This is a genomic window from Streptomyces sp. NPDC047917, from assembly GCF_043204345.1.
GTDB classification, from domain to species: domain Bacteria; phylum Actinomycetota; class Actinomycetes; order Streptomycetales; family Streptomycetaceae; genus Streptomyces; species Streptomyces sanglieri.
Map to the genome: position 1 here is coordinate 249310 of NZ_JBIDCA010000014.1, position 18989 is coordinate 268298.

The window sequence follows — 18989 nt, forward strand, 5'->3', positions numbered from 1 at the left end:
CACATAACACCCCACCTTGTAAACGGTCAACAATCAATGGCCTGTTATCGGGCGAATGGGGGCCAGCCCCCCCACCACAAACTCAGACCCCCCCCCCGGGGGGGGGGGGGCCGGGCCGCCCCCCCCCAACCCCCCGAAAGAGGGATCACGCAACAGCTGTTGCAGACAGTACGATCACGAGCATTGGCGCTGAGCTGCACCGTTCTTTGCGCAACAAGGCTCTACCCCAGGGAAAGGGCGTAGCGGGCGACCGCGTCGATCAGCCCGTTGTTGGCGCCGTCAGGCACATCACGCTCCCTCAGCACGACCCTGCGCAGGTTGTCCTGCCCGACCACGGCCAGGCCGCGGCCGAACCGGCTGCTCGGCCGTGAGGTGGAAGACGAACCGGAAACCGAAGTGCCGGAACGCGTCGATCACGGTTGATGACGACCGCGCTGCAGGTGGTGTGGCCGGGCAGTGTGGCACGACTGCACGGGTCGCCGGCACTGTCCAGGACGGACAGCAACCCGGCCAGGGCCTCCCGCTCATCCGGATGCCGGTCCAGATACGCCTCGGCGGTCGTACAGATGTGGGAACGGGTGGGCGGCACGTCATCACCTCGAAAGAGGGCGGGGTGGTTGAAGGAGCGCGGGGTGGAGGGCGAGTCGCCGCCGGCTCGGGCATCTGCAAGGGCACTGGGGCGGCTCATGTGCGCGTACCGCCCTTCTCCCCGTGCGGCTCGGACGAGACCTGGTAGGACAGCAACTGCTGGAACAGTCCGGGCTGCTGGGCGAGTTGCTGGTAGGTGCCCTCCTGAACGACCCTGCCTTCGTCGAGCACGACGATCCGGTCGGCCACGGCCACATTGGTGATGCGATGGGTCACCAGCAGCACCACCCGGTCCCGGGCCAGGTCCCGCAGCCGCTGGAAGATCCGGAACTCCGCGCGCGGATCGAGATTCGCGGTCGGCTCGTCAAGGACCAGCAGCCCGGCCTCCCGGAAGAACGCCCTTGCCAGAGCGATGCGTTGCCACTGACCGCCGCTGAGCTCCTCCCCGTTGAGCCATTCCCGGGCAAGGAGCGTGTCCAGCCCGGCGCCCAGCTTGTCGACGACCTCATCGGCGCCGGAAGCCTCGCACGCCTCACGCACCGCCACGTCACCGCGAGCCGTGGGCTGCCCCAGGGTCACGTTCTCGCGCACGGTCAGCGGCCAGTGGGCGTAGTCCTGCGGCACCAGGGCCACCTGTTCCCACAGCGCCTGGGGGTCGGCGTCACCGGTGGGTACGCCGTCCCACAGCACCTTCCCGTCGGTGGGCAGGTACAGTCCGCTGACCAGCTTCGACAGTGTGGACTTGCCCGAGCCGTTGAATCCGACCAGGGCGGTGACCTCGCCGCGGCGCAGGGTCAGCGACACGTTGGTGAGCGCGTTGCTGTCCTTGCCCGAGTAACGGTGGGTTGCCGACTGGATCACGATCTCCTGCGGCGCCTGCGGACGGTGCGAACCCCGGCGCAGGCGGAACCCGCCGGCCTTGTCCAGGAATCCGCTCCAGTCATCCATGTACAGGCCCGTGCGCACGGCGCGTGCCCCGACGGCTACCAGGCCCCGGACCGACTGCCCGACCGTCTGAAGAGCGAAGACGGCCGTCCCCGCGTGCCCGACACTGATCCGGCCGTTGGCCAGCAGCCACACGACCGCCGACCACACCACTGCGGAGCCGACGCCTCCGCACAGCGCACCGACCAGAGACATTCGGGCACCCGTGTCGGCCGCGGCCCGGTCCTCGCGGTTGATCCGGGCGACCGTCTGCCGGTACCGGCCGGACAGGAATCCAGCCATGGTGCCGGCGCGGATCTGATCGGCCGCCTCCCTCGTGAAGATGTGCCAACGCAGCACCGACAGCATCCGGTTGTCACCGTTGCTGCGGAGATTCGCCAGGTACCGCACGCGGGCTGCACTGACCTGGGCCAGGGCCTGCGGAAGACTGGCCGCCACCAGGAGCGGAAGGAGGACCCAGTGCACACCGGCCAGCACGACGGCCCCGGCGAGGAAACTCGCACCCGACGCGATCAGGTCCTGGCCCTCGTCGATCAGATCCCCGGTGACCTGAGCCCCGCGGTCGGCGGCCTCCCGGTCACGGTTGAAGTCGGGCTCGTCGTAGGCGCACAGCTCCACCCCGGCACAGCCGGTGAGCAGCATCTGCTCGGCCTCGCGCGACATCAGCGGGCCCAGCCGGGAGGACAGCCAGCCGACAGTGATCCCCAGAAGCGCACGCACGCCGGAGGCACCCGCCAGCAGGGCCACCGACGGCCACGCCTGAAGGAGCCGGTGGTAGACATCCCCGCTGCTCAGCAGTGCGGTTAACGTGCCGGCGATGGCGACCAGGCCCAGAGCCTGCATCACTCCGGCGACGGCCTGGCACAGCAGGAGACCGATGGTCGCCCGCCGGTCGACCTGCCAGGCCAGAGCCAGCGAGCGACGCACCAACCGGGGCAGGCGCCGGGCCATGTCACGCATCCGGATGGAACGTCCGGCCGCTTCACGGCTGCCGGTCAGATCGACGTACCGCATCTGCGGGGCGGAGACATCGGACGCGGAATCGGTCTCGGACTTGGCGAAGGAGCCGCTCGAAGCACACTCCGGCCGCCCGGGAGTTGTGGATGCGCCGCTCCTGGAAGGGGTGGTGCGCGGTCCTGGCACATCACGGGCCGGCTCGCTCATGCCTCCCACCCCGCAGCATCCGGGACCGCTGCGGTACGGACGCTGCCGGCGTTGAGCGTGATCGGGCCGGTCCGTTCGATTCCGGGAGGCCGGTTCGTGGGGGCGGGACCAGGGTGCATGGCGTCCTCCGTCTAAGCGTCGGTGTGGCACTGGTGCACTAAAAACGTGGCTCACGCCTCGTCGTAACGGGTGACAGCGAGGGGGATTCTGGATGTCTGTGCGAATTCCGCCGTTCATGCCGGGCGTGCGGGGGCGCGGCGTCCGAAACGTCTCCGTTCGATGGATGGTCACCTCTTCGGCCGCATCCGCCACGGGTTTCCGGCCATCCTGAAACCGTGGCCGCCCCGTGCGGCGACTGCGCTGTGCAGTGGGTGCCACGGGGCGTCACGGGGGCGGCAATGGCCCGATTCTGTGTGGCCGCGCCTCGACCGTGGAACGGGCGTGCCAGGCTACCGGCGCCGAGGCGCACTCACCCGCCCCGGCCCCCGCCCTGCCCGCCCATGGCGGGCCGACACACACAACGGCCCTGCCGCAACAGCAAGGAGCCCCCGATGCCGAACGACGACACACCCACCCAAGGGGTGTCCACCGGTGGATGCCTGTGCGGACACATCCGCTTCGAAGCAACCGGAGAACCCTACGACCCCCGCGTATGCGCCTGCCCCCACTGCGCCCGCCTTTCCGGTGGCCCGCTCATGGCCTGGGTCGGGTTCCGCCGGACCGCCTTCAGCTGGACCGGGCCCGGGACACCCCGCTGGTACCGGTCCTGGCCCACGATGGAACGCTGGTCCTGCCCCGTGTGCAGCACGCCGCTCGGCGCGGCGGCCGACGGTGAGGAGTACCTCGGAATCTGCCTCTCGGCCCTGGACGACGGCTCCGGAATCGCCCCTGTCGGTCACAGCTTCCGCCACAACACCCCCGCGTGGCTTCCGCCCATCCCCTCCACCCAGCCACCGTCCTGGACCTCCGGACGGTGAGGACGGAGCCAAAGGCACCGTTTCGCGGGCAGCCGGGCCGGTGCCTTGTCCGTCCTCCGGGGGCGAGGCAGGCATCCGGACGGAGTTGGCAGCGCCATGGTCCTGTTGCACGCCCACAGATGTGTTGGCGCGCATCGGGCCGGTACGCCATGACCCTTCCGTATCCAGAAGTCCGAGGAGACCGACACCGCCACATCAGGTAACCCCGGCCACCGCCGGTCGAGCGCGGGTGACGCGCCATCGGGTCTCTCACGCCTGGGCTTGAGTTCCACGCGGATCCCCGGGTTCGGTGAGGCGGAGCTGGAGCGTCATGGCGTCATGGTCGGAAAGCCCGCTCTCGCGCGGCTCGTGCTGGTAGTCGCAGGCGAGAATCCGAGAGGCATGAGACCTGGTGAGGTGGCTGTGGTCGAAGCAGCAGCCTTTGCCGCTGCGCCCGTACCAGGAGCGGGCGTCCTTCTCCGGGTGGAGGCGGCCGAAGGCGTCGGTGAGGCGTGAGGGCGACCGGGCTCAGCACCTGCTGGGCGTTGACGGTGCGGCAGGCGACGACGGTGCGGTGGGCGGCGTCCTTGGGCCGGGGGGACGACGATGGTGGCGTACCCGTGTCCGGCGAGCGCGGTGACGAGTGCGTCGTCGCCGTGGGTGGAGGAGACCTCGGTGAGGACGGCGACGTCGGCGCCTTCCTGCTCGGCGATCCATTCGGCTTGGCGGCGGGAGCGCGCGGGGGAGGCGTGCTGGGCGTTGAACAGCAACAGCCGCACGGTGTCGGGGACGGCTGGTGGGCGGGCGCATCAGGTGCGAGGAGGGAACAGGTCTCCAGGAGGAACTGGATGCCTGCGGCGAGGACTTCCTCGACGAGAGGGGGCACGACCCGATGAGCGCCCCCTCTCAGCACGAGGGTGTCGCGGACGAAGCCGAGTTCGTCTCCGGTGAAGAGCTGACACCAGATATTGCCGAACGCTGATGACGATATTTGATAGTCCCCACCCTGCGCTCAGGCTCTCTCAGACCTGCTCTCCGTTGTTGCCCACCCTCGATCTTTCTGGGGTGGGTGGCTCACTTCATGATTCGTCCGGGGTGCCTGTCGTGGCAGCCTGTTGACCTCTGTGGCTCTGGCGGTGAAGGATTCGGGCATGCTGCTTCTCGCCGGTCGGAGTGATGCCGCCGCGGGTGCTGTGTTCCTGTTGGTCTGGGGGCTGGTGGCCATCGTCTTCGGGGGAGCCTTTGCCACGAAGAGAGGGGCTGCCGGGATTCGTTCCCTCATCGTGAACGGCCTGGAGCGGGTGCCCCGGCAGCAGGCGGAATCCCGCGCCGTGTCTGAGGGCTTCGTGCGTTTCGTGGGCGGGTTCCTGGCGATCTGCGGGATGGTGGCGGTGCCTGTTTCCGTCGTCATGCTGACCTGCGGCTGACTCCCCGGGCTGTGCTCGCTCAGCGGCCGAACCTGCTCAGTCGATCTCCCCATCTTTCGTGTGCCCCTGCCCGGCATGTCGAACTGGTATCGGTGTGTCATGGAGAGCCTGCGTGCGCAACTTCGGCCTGCTCGGGGGCCTGGATGCTCACACGGGCGTAAGACGTGGACACTCCTGCTCTGCGTCGTCAGGGATGGACGATCTCGGCGATCGCGCGGCATCCGGGCCGGGACCGCAACACGGTCCGGGACTACCTGAACAACGAACGGACCCCGGGGCAGTGCCGTCAGCCTCCGGTCCTGTTAGTGCCTTTCCTTCCGTACCGTCGGCGGCGACTGGCGGATGATCCGCATCTGTGGACATCGACGCTGTTCGACGAGGTGACCGCGGCTCGCCGTCCGCATGGACGAACGCCGCCGGTCCGTGGACGGGATCAAGGCCACGGTCGGTGAACTCGCCGCCGCTGAAACGCTGCTGGACGTCCCGGTCCGGCCGTTGCCCCGCCGAGCTGTAGGTCGAGCGGACCGTGAGCCCGCAGTGCCCGGTGTCCTTCGACGGGAATCTGTGTTCCGTCCCGCCGGCGCCCGGGTCGGAGTCCTGCACCGGCTCGGCGAGAACCACCTCGACATCGCCAACGCTGGACGGGCCGTGGTCGCCCGCCACCGCCGGGCGCCGCGGAGCCGGCCAGACAGTGCCGGACGCCGGGCACGTCGTCGCCCTCGAACGCGAGGTGCCGGCCGCTTCCTGGGACCGGGCTCCCTGCGAGAACAAGGTCCGCAGACCACCCTCCGAAGCCGTACGGGCAGAAGCCGAGCGGCTGTGCGGCCGGCAGGCCGCCGCTAGTGATCCGGCCGAACGGGTCGTGATCGACCTGTCCCACTACGCCGCCACGGTCGACCGGCTGCGGACCGTTCCCTCACCGAAGGAGGAGAACACGGAAGTGAGTACGTCCCCTGTGCAGATGAGCGAAGCACGCCGCTTCCAGCAGCTGCGAGGTCAGCTGTCCTGTCTCAAGCTCAACGACGCCGCTGCAGCACTCGACCGGTGCTGGACCAGGCCCGCGCCCCTGGAACGGCTGCATGCCGGCGAGCTCGCCACACGGGGTGCGAAGCTGAGTCAACTGACGCGGTGATCCACAGCTTCTGCACCTTCTGGATCGAGACAGGCGAAGGCCCGTTGATCAACCCGGTGCCGCCGGCGCGCTCCGAGCGTCGCCGTCCTCACGCCCACCACAACCCGCTCGATCCGTACCGGGGCGACGGCCGGCCGCGAAATGCCGGGGCGGTAGCGCCCCACCCGCTCCGGCCTCCAGCCGTCCATCGGATTGTGGTGAGCGTGCGCCCTGCCGGAACGACGTGAGCAGAGCCGAAGACTTCCATGCCTTGGATTGACCGTCAGCCGGAAGTCGCCCATCGCGATGTCGCGGACCAGCCCTCGATCGACCAGCGGGGCTCGCGGGTCTCCGACTTGGGCATGTCGGGGCCGCCGCGATGCCGAGGTGTGACGCGGTTCAGGCTATGAGCAGGCGGAGTCCAAGATCTGCCGCATCGAGGTTGGCGAGGTCGCAATTGCGCTCGACCCACCGGCCGGAGTCGAGATCATCGCTGAGGCTTCGCACCGCCCGCTGCTCGGCCTCCGGCCCGACCCTCGTCCACACCGACATCGCGCGACGCACATGATCCTCCAGATAGGCCCTGGGCCGGCGCCAGTACGCCTCGAACAGGCCGTCAGCGCAGTCCCACGGAACGGGCACCGGCTCAGCGCGGGCGCCGATGGCGTCGGTCAACCCAGCAAGCGAGGGAAACTCTGCGAGGACGGAGGCGAACTCGGGCAGGTAGTCGCGGGTAAGCCAGAACCGGTCCTGCCATCCGGGCTCGTCGGTGTCGAACGTGAGCACCACCACGCGGCGGGCCACGCGCCGCATCTCGCGCAGCCCCGCTATCGGATCCCCCCAATGGTGAACGGTGGAGACGGCCATCGCGACGTCGAAGGACTGGTCCACGAACGGCAGGTTCTCCGCGGCGGCGGCCACGCACGGCGCCGAGCCGGCAGGCCGCTGCCCCCGCATGACCGCAGATGGTTCCACGGCGATCACATCGCGATCAGCAGGCTCGTAGGAGCCGGTGCCGGCCCCGACATTCAGCACCGTCCGCGCATCCCCGAGCGCGGCCCAGATCTGCGCGGCGATCCGCGGCTCGGTACGCCGTGTCGCGGGGTATGCGCCGCCGATCGCGTCGTACAGCTGTGCACCGAGCATCTCCAGTTGCTCCTCAGGCGTCACCTTGACTCCCTTCGCCCGTGCTTTGAGTTCTCTGTCGATGGCCGCGACCATGGCATCGGCGTGGTCGCGCCGTTCCAGCAGCAGGCCGCGCAGTCGGCGCAGGTGCGCAGCCGCGTCGGTGGACGGGTCGTCGACCAGGTCCGCGACCTCCCGCAGCCCGAAGCCCAGGCGTCGGTAGGCAAGTACCTCACGCAGCCGTTCCACGTCGCTGCCCGAGTAGGCCCGGTACCTGCCTGCAGTTCGCGCCGACGGCCGTACGAGCCCGATCTCGTCATAGTGATGTAGCGTGCGGACGCTCACGCCCGCCAACTCGGCCACACGTCCCACGGTCAGGTGCTCCTCCACAGCACCGACTATGCAGCCTGACGCCACGTGAGGGTCAAGCGACTCGCTTCCGGCAGCGAGAGCCGAACGCGGAACAGCGAGTCCGAGGCGACTGCTGCAAGCCATGGCGAGCCGGATCGCCCCTCAGTTCAGCACCGGGGCGAACCCACCCAGTTGGTCCGGAGAAGCCTGCGTCGGCTGCCCCGTTCCCCGGATGGACCCCGCCGGGGGGCACGCCTCATCGAGATCGATCTGCGACTGATGGCCGGCCGCAGCTGGTGGACCTTGGCAGGCCAGCCTTCACCGACCATGCACCCTCGCCCCGGAAGGGACCGGAAGGGACCGGCAGGGCCCGGACAACCGGCCGTGATCTGTCAATGAGCGAGTTCGACTTGGCGGAGGCTGCGGAACACCGCCGGGGTCGTCCACCCGCGCAACGTGGCGTGAATCGCCGATCGGAATGCGGTCTCGGCGGTGGCGTCGTCGAGTGCCCCAGCCAGTTCGAGAGTCACCAGTCCGTGCAGGGTGGCCCAGATCGACAGGGCGATCGACGTTGCTTCGCCGACCAGGACGGACGCCGCCAACGCGCGATCGATCGCTGCGAGGAGCGGAAGGACCGGGTCACTGGCACCGACCTCCCCTGACGGGTCGAAGGACTGCACACCACCGAACAGCACCGTGTACAGATGGCTGTGTCCGAGCCCCCAACGACGGTAGGCGACGGCCAGCGCGTAGAGGTCGGCGAGAGGGTCCGCGGAGGTCCGCGCCGCCGAAAGGTCCTGGAACAGGCCGGTGACGGCTCTGTCGCGCACCGCACCGATCAGCCCGTCCTTACCGCCGAACAGCGAATACACCGCCGTGGTCGACGCCTCGGCAGCAGCGGCCACGGCGCGGACCGTGAGCGACTCCCGCGGGCGGGTGGCGAGCATCTCGGTCGCGCACTCCACAAGCCGCTCTTTGACGGCCTCGTCGTTCGTTCTCGGCCTACCCATGACGAGCAGCCTACCTTCTTTGATAACGTTGTTTTGAAACAGCGTTCTGAAACAGTTGGAGGTAGCTGTGCCCACGTCCGCCATACGTCTCGTCCGCTTCATCGGACGCTTACTGCTGGCCTTGGCCGCCGTCGCGACGCTGATCGTCGTATTTCTCGCACTGATCGCCCTCACGGACGGGGCGGGCTCGGGGCTGGCGGCATGGTTGACGACCCTCGGAGCCGGGGCGGTCCTCGCGATGTGGTGGGGCCGGCGCCGCACCTGGCCGGCGCGGCTCGTGCCGTTCCTGCCGGTGGCTCTCGCCGCGGCATTGACGGCGGCGGTCTGCATTCCGACCGTGCCGACGGCCCGGCGGTACCCGCCCGCCCTGCCCTTCGTGACCACGCAGCACTGGAGCCTGACCACGGGCAGCCGGGTCGCGGTGTACCACTACCCGCCCACGCACCCCAGCCCCCGGCATCCCATCCCGCTCGTGTACCTCAACGGCGGACCGGTCCGTGGCATCTCGGTGCTCGACCACCGGTTCCTGCAACTCCTGGCACGCCGGGGCTACGACGTCTACGCCTACGAACAGGCCGGCGGCGGACGCAGCGACCTGCTCCCCATGGGCCGGTACACGATCTCCAGATCGGTCAGCGACCTCACCGCCTTCATCGACCGCCTGGACAAGGGCAAGGTCGACATCCTCGGATTCTCCTCAGGAGGAGCGGTGCTCACCCGAGCCCTGACCGACCCGGGCGTCGCCGCACGCCTGCGCCGGGCGATCATCGCCGAGCCCGGTCCCATGGACGGCCCCACCGCACGCATCACCGGGCACAAGGGCCGAGGATCCGCACGCGGCCTCGCGCCGGCCCCGACCGGACCGCGATCGACGCACGTTCCCCGGTACGCCGTGGCATTCGGCCTCATGCGACTCGGACTCCTCACCCCCGACACCGGACTGATCGGACAGGCCGAAGGCGACAACGCCTTCACCGCCGCCGACCTCGGCAGCGACACCGCGTCCGCCTACTGCGCACGCGACGCGCACCGCATCCCCGCCGAGGACACCGAGCAGAACTTCTCCTTCAGCCCCGCCGCCAGCCTCCGCATCCAGCAGACGGTCAAGGACTCGCCCTCCATCGCCCCGCAACTGAGGCGCTCCCGGACACCCGCGATGCTGATGATCGCCGAGTGCTCCTCCCAGGTCCGTCAATGGGAGACCACCGTCCTTGCCAATGACCCCGCCATCCAGCGCACGCAGTACATGCCCGGAGTCGGACACCACATGTGGAACGGCCTCGACGACAACAACGACCGGGCCGTCGCCGTCATCACCGCGTTCCTTCAGGGCAAGCCGGCACCCCTGCCGAACTACCCGACCCGCGACGAGATCCCCACCTTCCTGCGCGACCACACGTGAAGACGTTGCAGCCCGGCACCGGCAGAGTCGGGCGAAGCCTTGCCTGGGCCCTGCGCGAAGTGCAGCCAAATCGTTGCGGTTTCCGGCGAGCGGCCTTCCGGCCACGACGACCTGGCGGGTGTCGGCATCGATGACGACCTGGTGGTCGGCGGAGTACCGGCAGTTCTTCGACCGCTCGGCAATGGTGTGGTCCCGGGTGGGAACCAGGGTGCCGTCCACGATGAGCACGGCGTCCCCGGCGAACCGCTTGCGGGGCTGGAGCGCGAGCATCGGCCCGGGATGGTCGATGATCCGGTCCGCCGCCGACTTCGACACCCCGAACAGCGGAGAGAGCTGCCGCAGGGTCAGGTTTGCACGCCAGTACGCCGCGATCAGCAGTGCTCTTTCCTCCGGCGGAAGGCTCCACGGCCGGCCCTTGCGGACAGCACCCGCACCTGCGCGGCGCAGCACCGCCACCAGCTTCCCGGAGGCACGCGGAACCAGCCCGGTGAACGGGGCTGTCCAGACACCTCCGGCGTCCAACTCGTCAAGTCGGGGCGGTCGTTGTTCGAGTGTGTATCTGTAGCATCATGAATATGCCCGATATGTGGATCGGTCTCAGCGAGGCCGAGCAGCGGAGAAACTGGTGGTGGACCGGTTTCCTGACGATGGTCTTCGCCGGTGGGGTTGTAGCGGTGGGCCTGGCCGAGCCGGCATCGGACCGATGGTGGTGGGTCGGTGGCTTCGGTGTTGCGTGGTTGGCCTCGGTCTTCTACATGATCAACCGTGGATACGGTCGGACGCGCCTGACTGCGGATGGAATGGAGTTCCGCACCTTCGTGAGCCGGCGCTCGGTTCCCTGGAGCGAGATCACCCGAATCGAGAAGCGACAGCACCTCACGCGTAGTGGGTCTTGGTGGGACTTGCAGGTCGTACGGGTCCATGGGCGTTCGCTCGCGATTCCCGGGGCCTTCACCAACCGGATGTGGGATGACGAATTCGAGCGGAAGTTGTCCGTCATCCATGAGCGTTGGTCGCGCGCGATCGGCGGCTGACGACACTCATGCCGCGAGAGCCCCGGTGGCCGTGGGGAACACGACGGCTTCGTCGAAGCAAGTCCCGTGTCGGAGGCAGTGGTAGAGCTGCCCGATCACGCGGTTGAAGAGGTTGCGCTGGGCTGATGCGTGCCAGTCTCCGTGGTCGCGGCGTCGGTAGTGGGCTTTGGCGCCGGGTGAGGCGGTGATTGAGGAGAAGGGCCAGAGGTGGCCGACGTGGTCGAGGCGGTGCAGGCGGCCTCCAGCCGGCCGAGGAGAGCCGGCATCTGCTTGCCGAGAGCGTCCTCGACCAGCGCGGGCTGGTGGGCCCACTCGGATCGGAAGGCCGCGCGGAAGCGGTCGGCTTCAGCCTCGATTCCGCGCTGACGGCCAGCCCTCTTGGGGGCGGCCTGGAGTTGGGTCCGAGTGAGTCGGGCGGCGTGGGTGGGCGTCGGAGCTGCCCGGAGCAGTTCCCGCATCTCGGCCCGGCACAGACCGGTCTTCCAGGCATCGGCCGCCGCCAGGGCGGCGGGGTAATACTCGCGCAGCAGGGAGCGGAGCTGGTAGGCGCGCTGCTGCCGGTTCCAGGTGTCGTCCTGCTGGGCTCGGGCCAGGACGGCGACGGCTCGGGCGAGGTCGGAGTCGTTGGGCAGGGGCCGGTGGGCGTACATGTCGGTGCGGAGGACGTCGGCCAGGACCAAGGCGTCGTCTGGTGTCGTCGGGGTCGGACTTCTTGCGGGAGACGGAGTGGCGGCCGCGGTAGCGGGCGGCGGCCGTCGGGTGGATCGCGAACACTGGCCGGCTGCCCGTCCGCAGCACGGCGACGAGTAGTCCGCGGGAGGTCTCGATGGCGACCGGGATCGGGTTCTCGCTGGTGTCGTCGTACTCGGTGAGCAGGTCGAGGAGGATCTTGTAACCGGTGGCGTCGTCGGTGATGTGGCGTTTGGCGAGGAGCTGGCCGGTGCCGTCGACGAGGGCGAAGCCGTGATCACACCACTCACACGGAGATCATCTCCTGTGTACGGGGAGCTCTGTGTGGTGCTGCGCGGAATCCGATGGTGCTGCGCGGAATTTGATGGTGCTGCGCGGCTCCGGCGTCAAGCATCACAGGATGCATGAAGTGAAGCTGTCCGACGGGATCATCACGCTGTCCCCCTGCGCCTGGACGACGTTCAGGCGCACCTCGCGGGGGAGGACGAGCTACTCGTTCGCTGGCTCAACGGAGGTCCCGGCACGCGCGAGGGCATCGAAGCGTACTTCCGGCACTGTCGGGAGCAGTGGGACACAGCCGGGCCACTACGTGCGTTCGGCATCCGGATGGGCGCCGACGGGGTGCTCGCGGGCAGGGTCGACTTGCGGTTCGCAGGAGAGGGGCTGGCGCCCGGCCAGGTGAATGTCGCCTACGGCCTCTATCCGTTCTGGCGGGGACGCGGCCTGGCTACCCGCGCGGTCCTGTTGGCGTCCCAGTACGCGGCGAGTGAGGGCGGGGCGGAAGCCGTCATCCAGGTCGAGCCGGAGAATCCCGCATCTGCCGCAGTCGCGCAGCGGGCAGGGTTCACCCCCGGCAAGCCCACACACAGCAAGGACGGCACACGCTTCGTCCGGTACATCCGGGACCTGCACGCCGCCGCCCTGCGACAGCCAGCCGCCGCCCTGTGACAGCCAACAGTTACGGGACAGCCCTTACGGCTCGGTACGCGACAGCCAGGGTTCTCCGAGGGGTTCGGTGGGCCTGGCGATCCTGCGAGACTGCCGTCATGAATCGCATGATCGTGGTCAGTGACTACGACCCCCGGTGGCCCGAGCGGTTCGAGGATCTGCGGCAGCGGCTGGCACCCCACGTCGCGGATCTGGCTGTGTCCATCGAGCACGTCGGCAGTACGGCAGTGCCTGGGTGCGCCGCCAAATCGATCATCGACCTCGACATCGTGGTGTCCGGGGAGGCCGTCATGCCCGCGTTGATCGCCCGGCTCACCGTGCAGGGCTACCGCCCCGAAGGCGACCTGGGGATTCCGGGGCGGGAGGCATTCCAAGCCCCACCGGGGGTTCCCGAACATCATCTGTACGGCGTGATTGCAGGATCAAAGCCTCACCTCGATCACGTCCTGCTCCGTGACTACCTACGCCAGTGGCCCGATGAAGTCCGGCGCTACAGCGCGTTGAAGGTGGCTCTGGCACAGCAGTTCCCTGTCGACAGCGAGGGCAGGGCGGCCTACTCGGCGGCGAAGAGCGCTTTGGTGGAGGAACTGATCGCGAAGGGCTACGCCGCTCGGACCGCCAGTGAATCGTGACGTAAGACGGACCGCACAGGTTGGTGCGCATCCGAGGTGAGGAAGGCTTCATGGATGTCGTCGCGGATCTCCCAGCGGACCCGCAGTCGGCGGAACCAGCGCAGGTGGGCGAACGCGCGCTCTGCAACCCAGAGTTGCTTGCCCGGGCCGGTGCTGTGGTCGGCGCCGCGACGGGCGATCCGCGGCTCACGCCGATGCCCCACCCAGGCCGTGGTCGCCGGTCTGTGCGGGATCGCGACGGACTGTCTCTCGCAGATCGAGCGTGGTCCGAGGGTGCCCTCCAGCGAGGTCGTCGGCAGGCTCGCGGCCGAGCTCCGGGTACCGGCCGGCTGGCTCCTCGGAGACGACGACAGCCCCGGCAACGGGAGCAGCAGGGTGCGGCGGGTGACGGTGTGATGCGGGCGCTGTTGGGCCGGCACCCTCGGCCCGTGCCCGTTGTGGATGGAGGCCTGTGTGCTGCGTGAGCGGGTGGAGACCGTGTGGGGCATGTGACAGACGTCGCCCATCCGGTTCACCTTGGCCGAGGCGGTACTGCCGGAACTGATCGGCGACGTCGAGGCGACCGTCGCAGCGCGCCGCTCCGGTGCCGGTGCGGGTGCTGAGCGTCGTGAGGTGCTGTGTGCGGCTGCCGACCTGTACGCGCCGGCAGCGCTCGTACAGCCGCAGAGCGGGACGGCCCGACCTGTCGCCGATGGTGGCGGTCCGGGCGCTGCGGGCGGCCGAGGACGCGGATGATCCGCCGCGGGGCATCGCTGCCCGGTGGAATCCGGGACACGTGCCGCTATCCCGGCCGGGCCAGGAAGCGGAAGCCGCCGAGGTCGCGAGGGGAGCCGCTGACGAGCTCGACCGCACGCTCAAGTCGGTCGACGCGGTCGCGGTCCGTGGCGCTCTTGAGCTCGCCGTGGTCGCCGAGGCCCGCACCCGCCGTCCGGGGGCCGCCCGTGAACGCCCGACCGGGAGTCTGGGGCCGCTTGTGGAGCGGGTGGGGGGAGGGGAACACTCTGTGGACGGTGTTCGCGCGCACGAACACCGAACTGTACGTCGTTTCCATGGAGATGACCGACGGTGACGCGGTCGGGGGACTGCGTCTGGCCGACCGTTTCGATGTCAGCAGCCCGCCTCTTCCCACCCCCGCCTGCGTCTGCGGAGATCGTCGGTCGTTGGGCACGGCGGATGGGTATTGGCGCTGCACGGGGACAGTGGCCGCGGCGAGGTGTAGACGGGCACTCATGTCGAGGTCACCTCACCGTGGGCGGGGCGGGGCAGGGCGGGGCGCCGGCAGGGATGAGCCGGGCGCATCCGGCGAACTGGTCAGTAAGTGCGGTTGGTGGGGCGGTGGTTCACATGTGTCGTTACTCTCCTGCGTATGACATCCCAAGGGCGTAGTGCCGGAGCCGTCTTGTGCATCGTCGTGGCCATGATCAGCATGATCACGGCGGTGATCTTGTCGGCGGTCGCGTTGGACGCGGCCTCCAAGGTGGCCGATGAGCCACTGGGCGAACACGGCGGCACGTTGATTCTCTTCAAGGACCCCAACTGCGAAGCCGATCGCGACGCCGCGCCCACTCAGCCGTACATGAAGTGCCTCTTCGAGTACCAGTCGGCCAATCAACAGGGTTCGGCGCTCTGGGAAAGGGAGATCGCAGCACGGCAGGCCGACATCCAGGCGAAGGGCAACTTGGCGATCATCTTCGGTCTGGTCGGCGTGACCTTCGCGGTCTGCGCCGTCGTGTCCAACAGGGGCCGCCGGGCGGAGCCGCGAACCACCGAGATATGAGACGGCCCTGTGACTGCCCCGGCGTAGTGGGACAGTCACAGAGCCGGGCGTACGTGGGTCTGGGGGAGACCCGGCCGCAGGTGAGCGGTGGAGTGCGTACGCGCCTTGTCACGGCACGTAGCGGACGCCGGAATGGGGTGGCGTGCGAATCGCGGTGCGGTCACCGCACCGGCCGCACCGCCCACCGACCCCGACGGCCCGTGGGCCAGCAGCCACTGCGTCTCGGTCGACCGCACCACCCTAGCCCTTTACGGGATCGGGCAGAGCAAGTCACTTCCTGGGCAACGGATTCCGGCTGACGTTGGCAGTCCTGTGGCGAGGCAGCCGGAGTGGGCGCAGAGACGGGGCCTTCGCTCGCAGGTGGGCAAGGACCGTCATGCCCTACGGGTTGCAGGGGAGCTGAGGATGAACGTGAGCGTCGCGATCACGGGGGTAGGAGTGGCGGATGAGCTGCGTTCCTTGCCTGAGTGGCTGATGGTCCGGGAGGAGCTCCGGGGCCGGGTACGGCTTGTGCAATCGCCGGACCGGCTTGAGTGCGCCCGGGACTCGGGTGCTTCTGATCGGCAACAGCTCCCACAGCGAGACCTCCGGCCCACCGCCGGTGCCGGCGGTGACGGGCACCTTGGCCGATCCGGGGCAGGTGCCGGTCGAGCGCTGCGGACCGGCTGAGGAGAACCTGCGAGTGGTCCGCGACCCGGCGAACCCGACCGGGTTGAGGACTGCCATCGCCCGGGAGGCCGAGCCGGGGCTGGCGCCGGCCACGCCAGGCGCCCCGCACAGCGTCGATACTCCCGGTCCTTGAGTCCCGCGGGATCAACAGCTTCTCGCCGCCTGTCGTCGGCGAGGTTCCCATGCCGGCGACGGTCCGGGGCAGCTGGGAGGGTACGGCGCCGGGCCGGGGCTCACACAGTCCGGACCGGATCCGCCACCTCGTCGGTCTCCGGGGTGCACAACGCCGGGCGGCGGGGCCCCGGCAGAGCTGCCGCAGGGTCGCTGCCGAATCGACTGATGGGGTGTCACATCGTGTCGGAGATCGTCGAACCGGTGCCCGGCCGGATGCGGGAGTCCGCTCGTTCGGCTTGTTCGGCGTAGCCCGCTACCGCTACCGCTACCGCTACCGCTCCTCGATCTCGACGAGCGGTGCGTGCTGGTACCAGCTGCAGAAGACCGAGATCTCACGGTCGTCCCGGGTGAAGGTCACCCGGATCCACTGCTTGGTCTTCCAGACCTGCATCTGCCAACCGGACTCGGGAGTGGCCGAGACCAGCTCCGCCGAGGCCTGCTGGATGTCGAAGACGACCCGGCCGCCGTCGACGGTGTAGCCCTTCACGTTCACGGTCCCGCCGGAGGGCGTCCGCGTCGGGCTCGGCGGTGCGGCCGGCTCGGAGCTGTGCGGGGAACCGGCCGAGGGCGGGCGGTCCTTGCCGCCCTTGTCCTTGTCCTCGTCCTCGGCGGACGGGGACGCACTGGGCTTAGGGGACTTCTCGGGGCGGTAGGTGAAGGAGGGCTGGGATCTGGCACCTTCGCCCTCGGCCCGTGCCGCGTCCGCGATCGGGAGGGCACGGGGCGGGTCGTACGCGGTCCCCGCCATCACCGTGTGGACACCCCACCAGGACAGCGTGACCGCAGCCCCGGTGGAGAGCGCCCAAGCTATGCCGTGTATCAGTCCTCGTCGCATCGCGGACCATATTGCACCATGTGCGTCGCCGCCCCACCCGAGGGGTGAGCAATTCGTTGAATAGCGTACGGTTTTGCCATGGCTAGTGTGCTCGTCGTCGAGGACGACCGTTTCGTACGCTCAGCCCTCATCAGGCACCTGACCGATGCCTCCCATGTCGTGCGGAGTGTCGGAACGGCCCTAGAGGCGCTGCGCGAGGTCTCCCATTTCCGTTTCGACCTGGTGATCCTGGATCTGGGGCTGCCCGACCTGGACGGTTCCAAGGCGCTGAAGATGATTCGCGGCATCACCGACGTCCCCGTGATCATCGCCACCGCCCGGGACGACGAGACCGAGATCGTGCGGCTGCTCAACGACGGCGCCGACGACTACCTGACCAAGCCGTTCTCGGTCGAGCACCTCGCGGCGCGCATCGCCGCGGTCCTGCGGCGCTCCCGCGCCGGCGGTACCGGTGCCGTACCGCCGCCCCCGGTGCTCCGGGTCGGCGGGCTCGCCATCGATCCGCTCCGCCGGCAGGCCGCGCTGGACGATGTCGCGCTCGATCTGACGCGGCGCGAGTTCGACCTGCTCGCGTTTCTCGCCGGACGGCCCGGCGTCGTCGTCACCCGCAAGGAACTGCTCGCCCAGGTGTGGCAGCAGCCCTACGGCGACGACCAGACCATCGACGTACATCTGTCGTGGCTGCGGCGGAAGCTGGGAGAGTCCGCCGCCGCACCGCGTTACCTGCGCACGCTCCGGGGCGTGGGCGTGAAGCTGGAGTCCCCGCGGTGAGATGGGCCCTCGTCAGGGTCTGTCTAGCGGTCACGGTGATGGTGGTGGTCGCCTTCGCGGTGCCGCTCGGCCTGGTCGTCAGGGAAATGGCATCGGACCGGGCGTTCTCCAACGCCGAGCGGCAGGCCGCAGCCATCGCGCCCACCCTCTCCATCACCACCGACCGGGATCAGCTGAGCCGGGCGATGCTGTCCACCGACGCCGGCCTGGCGGGGCGGATGGCCCTGCACATCCCGGCCGACGACGGGGCGTCCGAGCTGGAGATCGGCCGCGGCCGGGCCGTGCACGACGAGCTCGACGCCATCCGTGAACTCGGCCGTTCCGGCATCTCGAAGGTCCCCGGCGGCTCGGCACTGCTGGCACCCATCGCGCTGGACTCGGGCAGGACCTCGATCGTCGAGGTGTACATACCCGATGCCGATGTCACCAACGGCGTGACCACCGCCTGGATCGTGCTCGCGGGCGTCGGCATCGCGCTGGTCATCGGCTCGGTCGCGGTCGCGGACCGTCTCGGCGTACGTCTGACGCAGCCGGCCGAGCGACTCGCGGGCGCCGCCCACGAGCTGGGCGAGGGCAAGCTCGGCGTCCGGGTTCCCGAAGACGGCCCGACCGAGCTCAAGCAGGCCGCGGTCGCCTTCAACTCCATGGCGGACCAGGTCGTGCAACTGCTCGCCAACGAGCGGGAGCTGGCCGCCGATCTCTCGCACCGGCTGCGCACCCCGCTGACGGTGCTGCGGCTCAACGCCGCCTCGCTCGGCCACGGTCCGGCCGCGGACCAGACCCGGGCCGCGGTCGAGCAGCTCGAACGCGAGGTCGACACGATCATCCGCACGGCGCGCGAGGACCGGCCGCGGACTGCCGGGGTGGTTCCCGGTGCGGGCTGCGACGCGGCCGAGGTGATCCGTGAGCGGATGGACTTCTGGTCCGCGCTGGCGGAGGACGAGGGGCGCAGGGTGCGCGTCGCGGGCGTCGACCGCCCCGTACGCATCCCGGTCGCCCGCGCCGATCTGGCCGCCGCCCTCGACGCCCTGCTGGGCAACGTCTTCCGGCACACGCCGGAGGGCACCGCCTTCTCGGTGGACGTGCACAACAGCGAGGACGTGGTGATCGTGCTCGTCTCCGACGCGGGGCCGGGAATCCCGGACCCGGACGCGGCGCTCGCCCGGGGCAACAGTGGCGGCCGGGCCGGTTCGACCGGGCTGGGGCTGGACATCGTGCGGCAGATGGCGGAGGCCACCGGAGGCGATGTCCGCATCGGCAGTTCGGTGCTCGGCGGTACGGAGATACGTATCTGGATACAGCTGGACGGCAGGTGCCCCGAACCGGGACGCCGCCGTCATCGGGGCAGGGTCCGGAGCAGAGGACGCGTGTGACGCGCCC

17 protein-coding genes and 3 pseudogenes are annotated in these 18989 nt (G+C 69.4%); 12 read left to right on the forward strand and 8 right to left on the reverse strand.

From position 1 onward, the window contains the following. Nucleotides 1-224: 224 nt before the first annotated feature. A pseudogene (locus ACGF8B_RS32280) lies at nucleotides 225-401 on the reverse strand (kinase); the annotation flags it as partial. Between the two features lie 283 nt (nucleotides 402-684). Next, nucleotides 685-2547: an ABC transporter ATP-binding protein gene (locus ACGF8B_RS32285; RefSeq protein ID WP_392745687.1), complete on the reverse strand. Its 1863-nt coding sequence runs from the start codon at nucleotides 2545-2547 to the stop codon at nucleotides 685-687. A 701-nt stretch (nucleotides 2548-3248) separates the two neighbouring features. Between ACGF8B_RS32285 and ACGF8B_RS32290 the strand changes: the two genes are divergently transcribed. The 4 genes from ACGF8B_RS32290 (at nucleotide 3249) to ACGF8B_RS32305 (ending at nucleotide 6212) form a co-directional block, all read left to right on the forward strand. After that, nucleotides 3249-3674 (forward strand): GFA family protein, encoded by a 426-nt coding sequence (locus tag ACGF8B_RS32290; protein WP_392745588.1) that lies wholly within the window; start codon nucleotides 3249-3251, stop codon nucleotides 3672-3674. Nucleotides 3675-4449: 775 nt separating this feature from the next. Further along, nucleotides 4450-4635 carry a hypothetical protein gene (locus ACGF8B_RS32295; protein ID WP_392745590.1) on the forward strand — a complete coding sequence of 62 codons (186 nt, stop codon included), beginning with the start codon at nucleotides 4450-4452 and terminating at the stop codon, nucleotides 4633-4635. A gap of 169 nt (nucleotides 4636-4804) precedes the next feature. Continuing rightward, nucleotides 4805-5080, forward strand: coding sequence for a hypothetical protein (locus ACGF8B_RS32300; RefSeq protein ID WP_392745591.1), 276 nt, complete (start codon nucleotides 4805-4807; stop codon nucleotides 5078-5080). 691 nt (nucleotides 5081-5771) lie between these two features. Next, a complete protein-coding gene (locus ACGF8B_RS32305; protein WP_392745593.1) occupies nucleotides 5772-6212 on the forward strand; it encodes a hypothetical protein in 441 nt (146 codons plus the stop codon). A 378-nt stretch (nucleotides 6213-6590) separates the two neighbouring features. Here ACGF8B_RS32305 and ACGF8B_RS32310 read toward each other — a convergent pair whose 3' ends face one another. Together ACGF8B_RS32310 and ACGF8B_RS32315 are read right to left on the reverse strand one after the other, a co-directional pair. After that, on the reverse strand, nucleotides 6591-7688 hold the full coding sequence (locus ACGF8B_RS32310) for a MerR family DNA-binding transcriptional regulator (protein WP_392745688.1): 1098 nt from the start codon (nucleotides 7686-7688) through the stop codon (nucleotides 6591-6593). Between the two features lie 371 nt (nucleotides 7689-8059). Beyond that, nucleotides 8060-8677 (reverse strand): TetR/AcrR family transcriptional regulator, encoded by a 618-nt coding sequence (locus ACGF8B_RS32315; RefSeq protein WP_392745595.1) that lies wholly within the window; start codon nucleotides 8675-8677, stop codon nucleotides 8060-8062. Between the two features lie 67 nt (nucleotides 8678-8744). Between ACGF8B_RS32315 and ACGF8B_RS32320 the strand changes: the two genes are divergently transcribed. Further along, nucleotides 8745-10079 (forward strand): alpha/beta hydrolase, encoded by a 1335-nt coding sequence (locus ACGF8B_RS32320; RefSeq protein ID WP_392745597.1) that lies wholly within the window; start codon nucleotides 8745-8747, stop codon nucleotides 10077-10079. A 60-nt stretch (nucleotides 10080-10139) separates the two neighbouring features. Here ACGF8B_RS32320 and ACGF8B_RS32325 read toward each other — a convergent pair. After that, nucleotides 10140-10601 (reverse strand): annotated as a pseudogene (locus ACGF8B_RS32325) (transposase family protein); the annotation flags it as partial. Between the two features lie 53 nt (nucleotides 10602-10654). Between ACGF8B_RS32325 and ACGF8B_RS32330 the strand changes: the two are divergent. Continuing rightward, entirely contained in the window at nucleotides 10655-11113 is a 459-nt protein-coding gene (locus tag ACGF8B_RS32330; RefSeq protein WP_392745598.1) for a PH domain-containing protein, read from the forward strand. Between the two features lie 6 nt (nucleotides 11114-11119). Here ACGF8B_RS32330 and ACGF8B_RS32335 read toward each other — a convergent pair. Next, nucleotides 11120-12091 (reverse strand): annotated as a pseudogene (locus ACGF8B_RS32335) (transposase); the annotation flags it as partial. A 162-nt stretch (nucleotides 12092-12253) separates the two neighbouring features. Between ACGF8B_RS32335 and ACGF8B_RS32340 the strand changes: the two are divergent. The 3 genes from ACGF8B_RS32340 (at nucleotide 12254) to ACGF8B_RS32350 (ending at nucleotide 13779) form a co-directional block, all read left to right on the forward strand. Beyond that, nucleotides 12254-12751 (forward strand): GNAT family N-acetyltransferase, encoded by a 498-nt coding sequence (locus ACGF8B_RS32340; protein WP_392745690.1) that lies wholly within the window; start codon nucleotides 12254-12256, stop codon nucleotides 12749-12751. Between the two features lie 98 nt (nucleotides 12752-12849). Next, a complete protein-coding gene (locus ACGF8B_RS32345) occupies nucleotides 12850-13383 on the forward strand; it encodes a GrpB family protein (protein WP_392745599.1) in 534 nt (177 codons plus the stop codon). Nucleotides 13384-13521: 138 nt separating this feature from the next. Continuing rightward, a complete protein-coding gene (locus ACGF8B_RS32350; protein WP_392745600.1) occupies nucleotides 13522-13779 on the forward strand; it encodes a helix-turn-helix domain-containing protein in 258 nt (85 codons plus the stop codon). A 385-nt stretch (nucleotides 13780-14164) separates the two neighbouring features. On the opposite strand, the gene ACGF8B_RS32355 is transcribed toward ACGF8B_RS32350, so the two are convergent. After that, nucleotides 14165-14434: a hypothetical protein gene (locus ACGF8B_RS32355; protein WP_392745602.1), complete on the reverse strand. Its 270-nt coding sequence runs from the start codon at nucleotides 14432-14434 to the stop codon at nucleotides 14165-14167. A gap of 366 nt (nucleotides 14435-14800) precedes the next feature. Between ACGF8B_RS32355 and ACGF8B_RS32360 the strand changes: the two genes are divergently transcribed. After that, complete coding sequence (locus ACGF8B_RS32360; RefSeq protein WP_392745604.1) at nucleotides 14801-15160, forward strand: hypothetical protein; 360 nt, start codon at nucleotides 14801-14803, stop codon at nucleotides 15158-15160. Between the two features lie 1114 nt (nucleotides 15161-16274). Here the strand turns inward: ACGF8B_RS32360 and ACGF8B_RS32365 are convergent. After that, nucleotides 16275-16838 (reverse strand): hypothetical protein, encoded by a 564-nt coding sequence (locus ACGF8B_RS32365; RefSeq protein ID WP_392745605.1) that lies wholly within the window; start codon nucleotides 16836-16838, stop codon nucleotides 16275-16277. A gap of 78 nt (nucleotides 16839-16916) precedes the next feature. Here ACGF8B_RS32365 and ACGF8B_RS32370 point away from each other — a divergent pair, with 78 nt between their 5' ends. Beyond that, nucleotides 16917-17609 carry a response regulator transcription factor gene (locus tag ACGF8B_RS32370; RefSeq protein WP_392745606.1) on the forward strand — a complete coding sequence of 231 codons (693 nt, stop codon included), beginning with the start codon at nucleotides 16917-16919 and terminating at the stop codon, nucleotides 17607-17609. Then, nucleotides 17606-18982, forward strand: a complete 1377-nt coding sequence (locus ACGF8B_RS32375) for an ATP-binding protein (protein WP_392745607.1) — start codon at nucleotides 17606-17608, stop codon at nucleotides 18980-18982. The genes ACGF8B_RS32370 and ACGF8B_RS32375 overlap by 4 nt, the downstream gene beginning before the upstream one ends. Nucleotides 18983-18989: the final 7 nt, after the last annotated feature.

What these genes read in the sequence shown, in the direction of transcription:
- ACGF8B_RS32285 (WP_392745687.1), bottom strand. Translation starts at nt 2,547, where the DNA reads ATGCGGTACGTCGATCTGACCGGCAGCCGTGAAGCGGCCGGACGTTCC.
- ACGF8B_RS32290 (WP_392745588.1), top strand. Translation starts at nt 3,249, where the DNA reads ATGCCGAACGACGACACACCCACCCAAGGGGTGTCCACCGGTGGATGC.
- ACGF8B_RS32300 (WP_392745591.1), top strand. Translation starts at nt 4,805, where the DNA reads ATGCTGCTTCTCGCCGGTCGGAGTGATGCCGCCGCGGGTGCTGTGTTC.
- ACGF8B_RS32315 (WP_392745595.1), bottom strand. Translation starts at nt 8,677, where the DNA reads ATGGGTAGGCCGAGAACGAACGACGAGGCCGTCAAAGAGCGGCTTGTG.
- ACGF8B_RS32330 (WP_392745598.1), top strand. Translation starts at nt 10,655, where the DNA reads ATGCCCGATATGTGGATCGGTCTCAGCGAGGCCGAGCAGCGGAGAAAC.
- ACGF8B_RS32345 (WP_392745599.1), top strand. Translation starts at nt 12,850, where the DNA reads ATGAATCGCATGATCGTGGTCAGTGACTACGACCCCCGGTGGCCCGAG.
- ACGF8B_RS32355 (WP_392745602.1), bottom strand. Translation starts at nt 14,434, where the DNA reads ATGGAAACGACGTACAGTTCGGTGTTCGTGCGCGCGAACACCGTCCAC.
- ACGF8B_RS32360 (WP_392745604.1), top strand. Translation starts at nt 14,801, where the DNA reads ATGATCAGCATGATCACGGCGGTGATCTTGTCGGCGGTCGCGTTGGAC.
- ACGF8B_RS32365 (WP_392745605.1), bottom strand. Translation starts at nt 16,838, where the DNA reads ATGCGACGAGGACTGATACACGGCATAGCTTGGGCGCTCTCCACCGGG.
- ACGF8B_RS32370 (WP_392745606.1), top strand. Translation starts at nt 16,917, where the DNA reads ATGGCTAGTGTGCTCGTCGTCGAGGACGACCGTTTCGTACGCTCAGCC.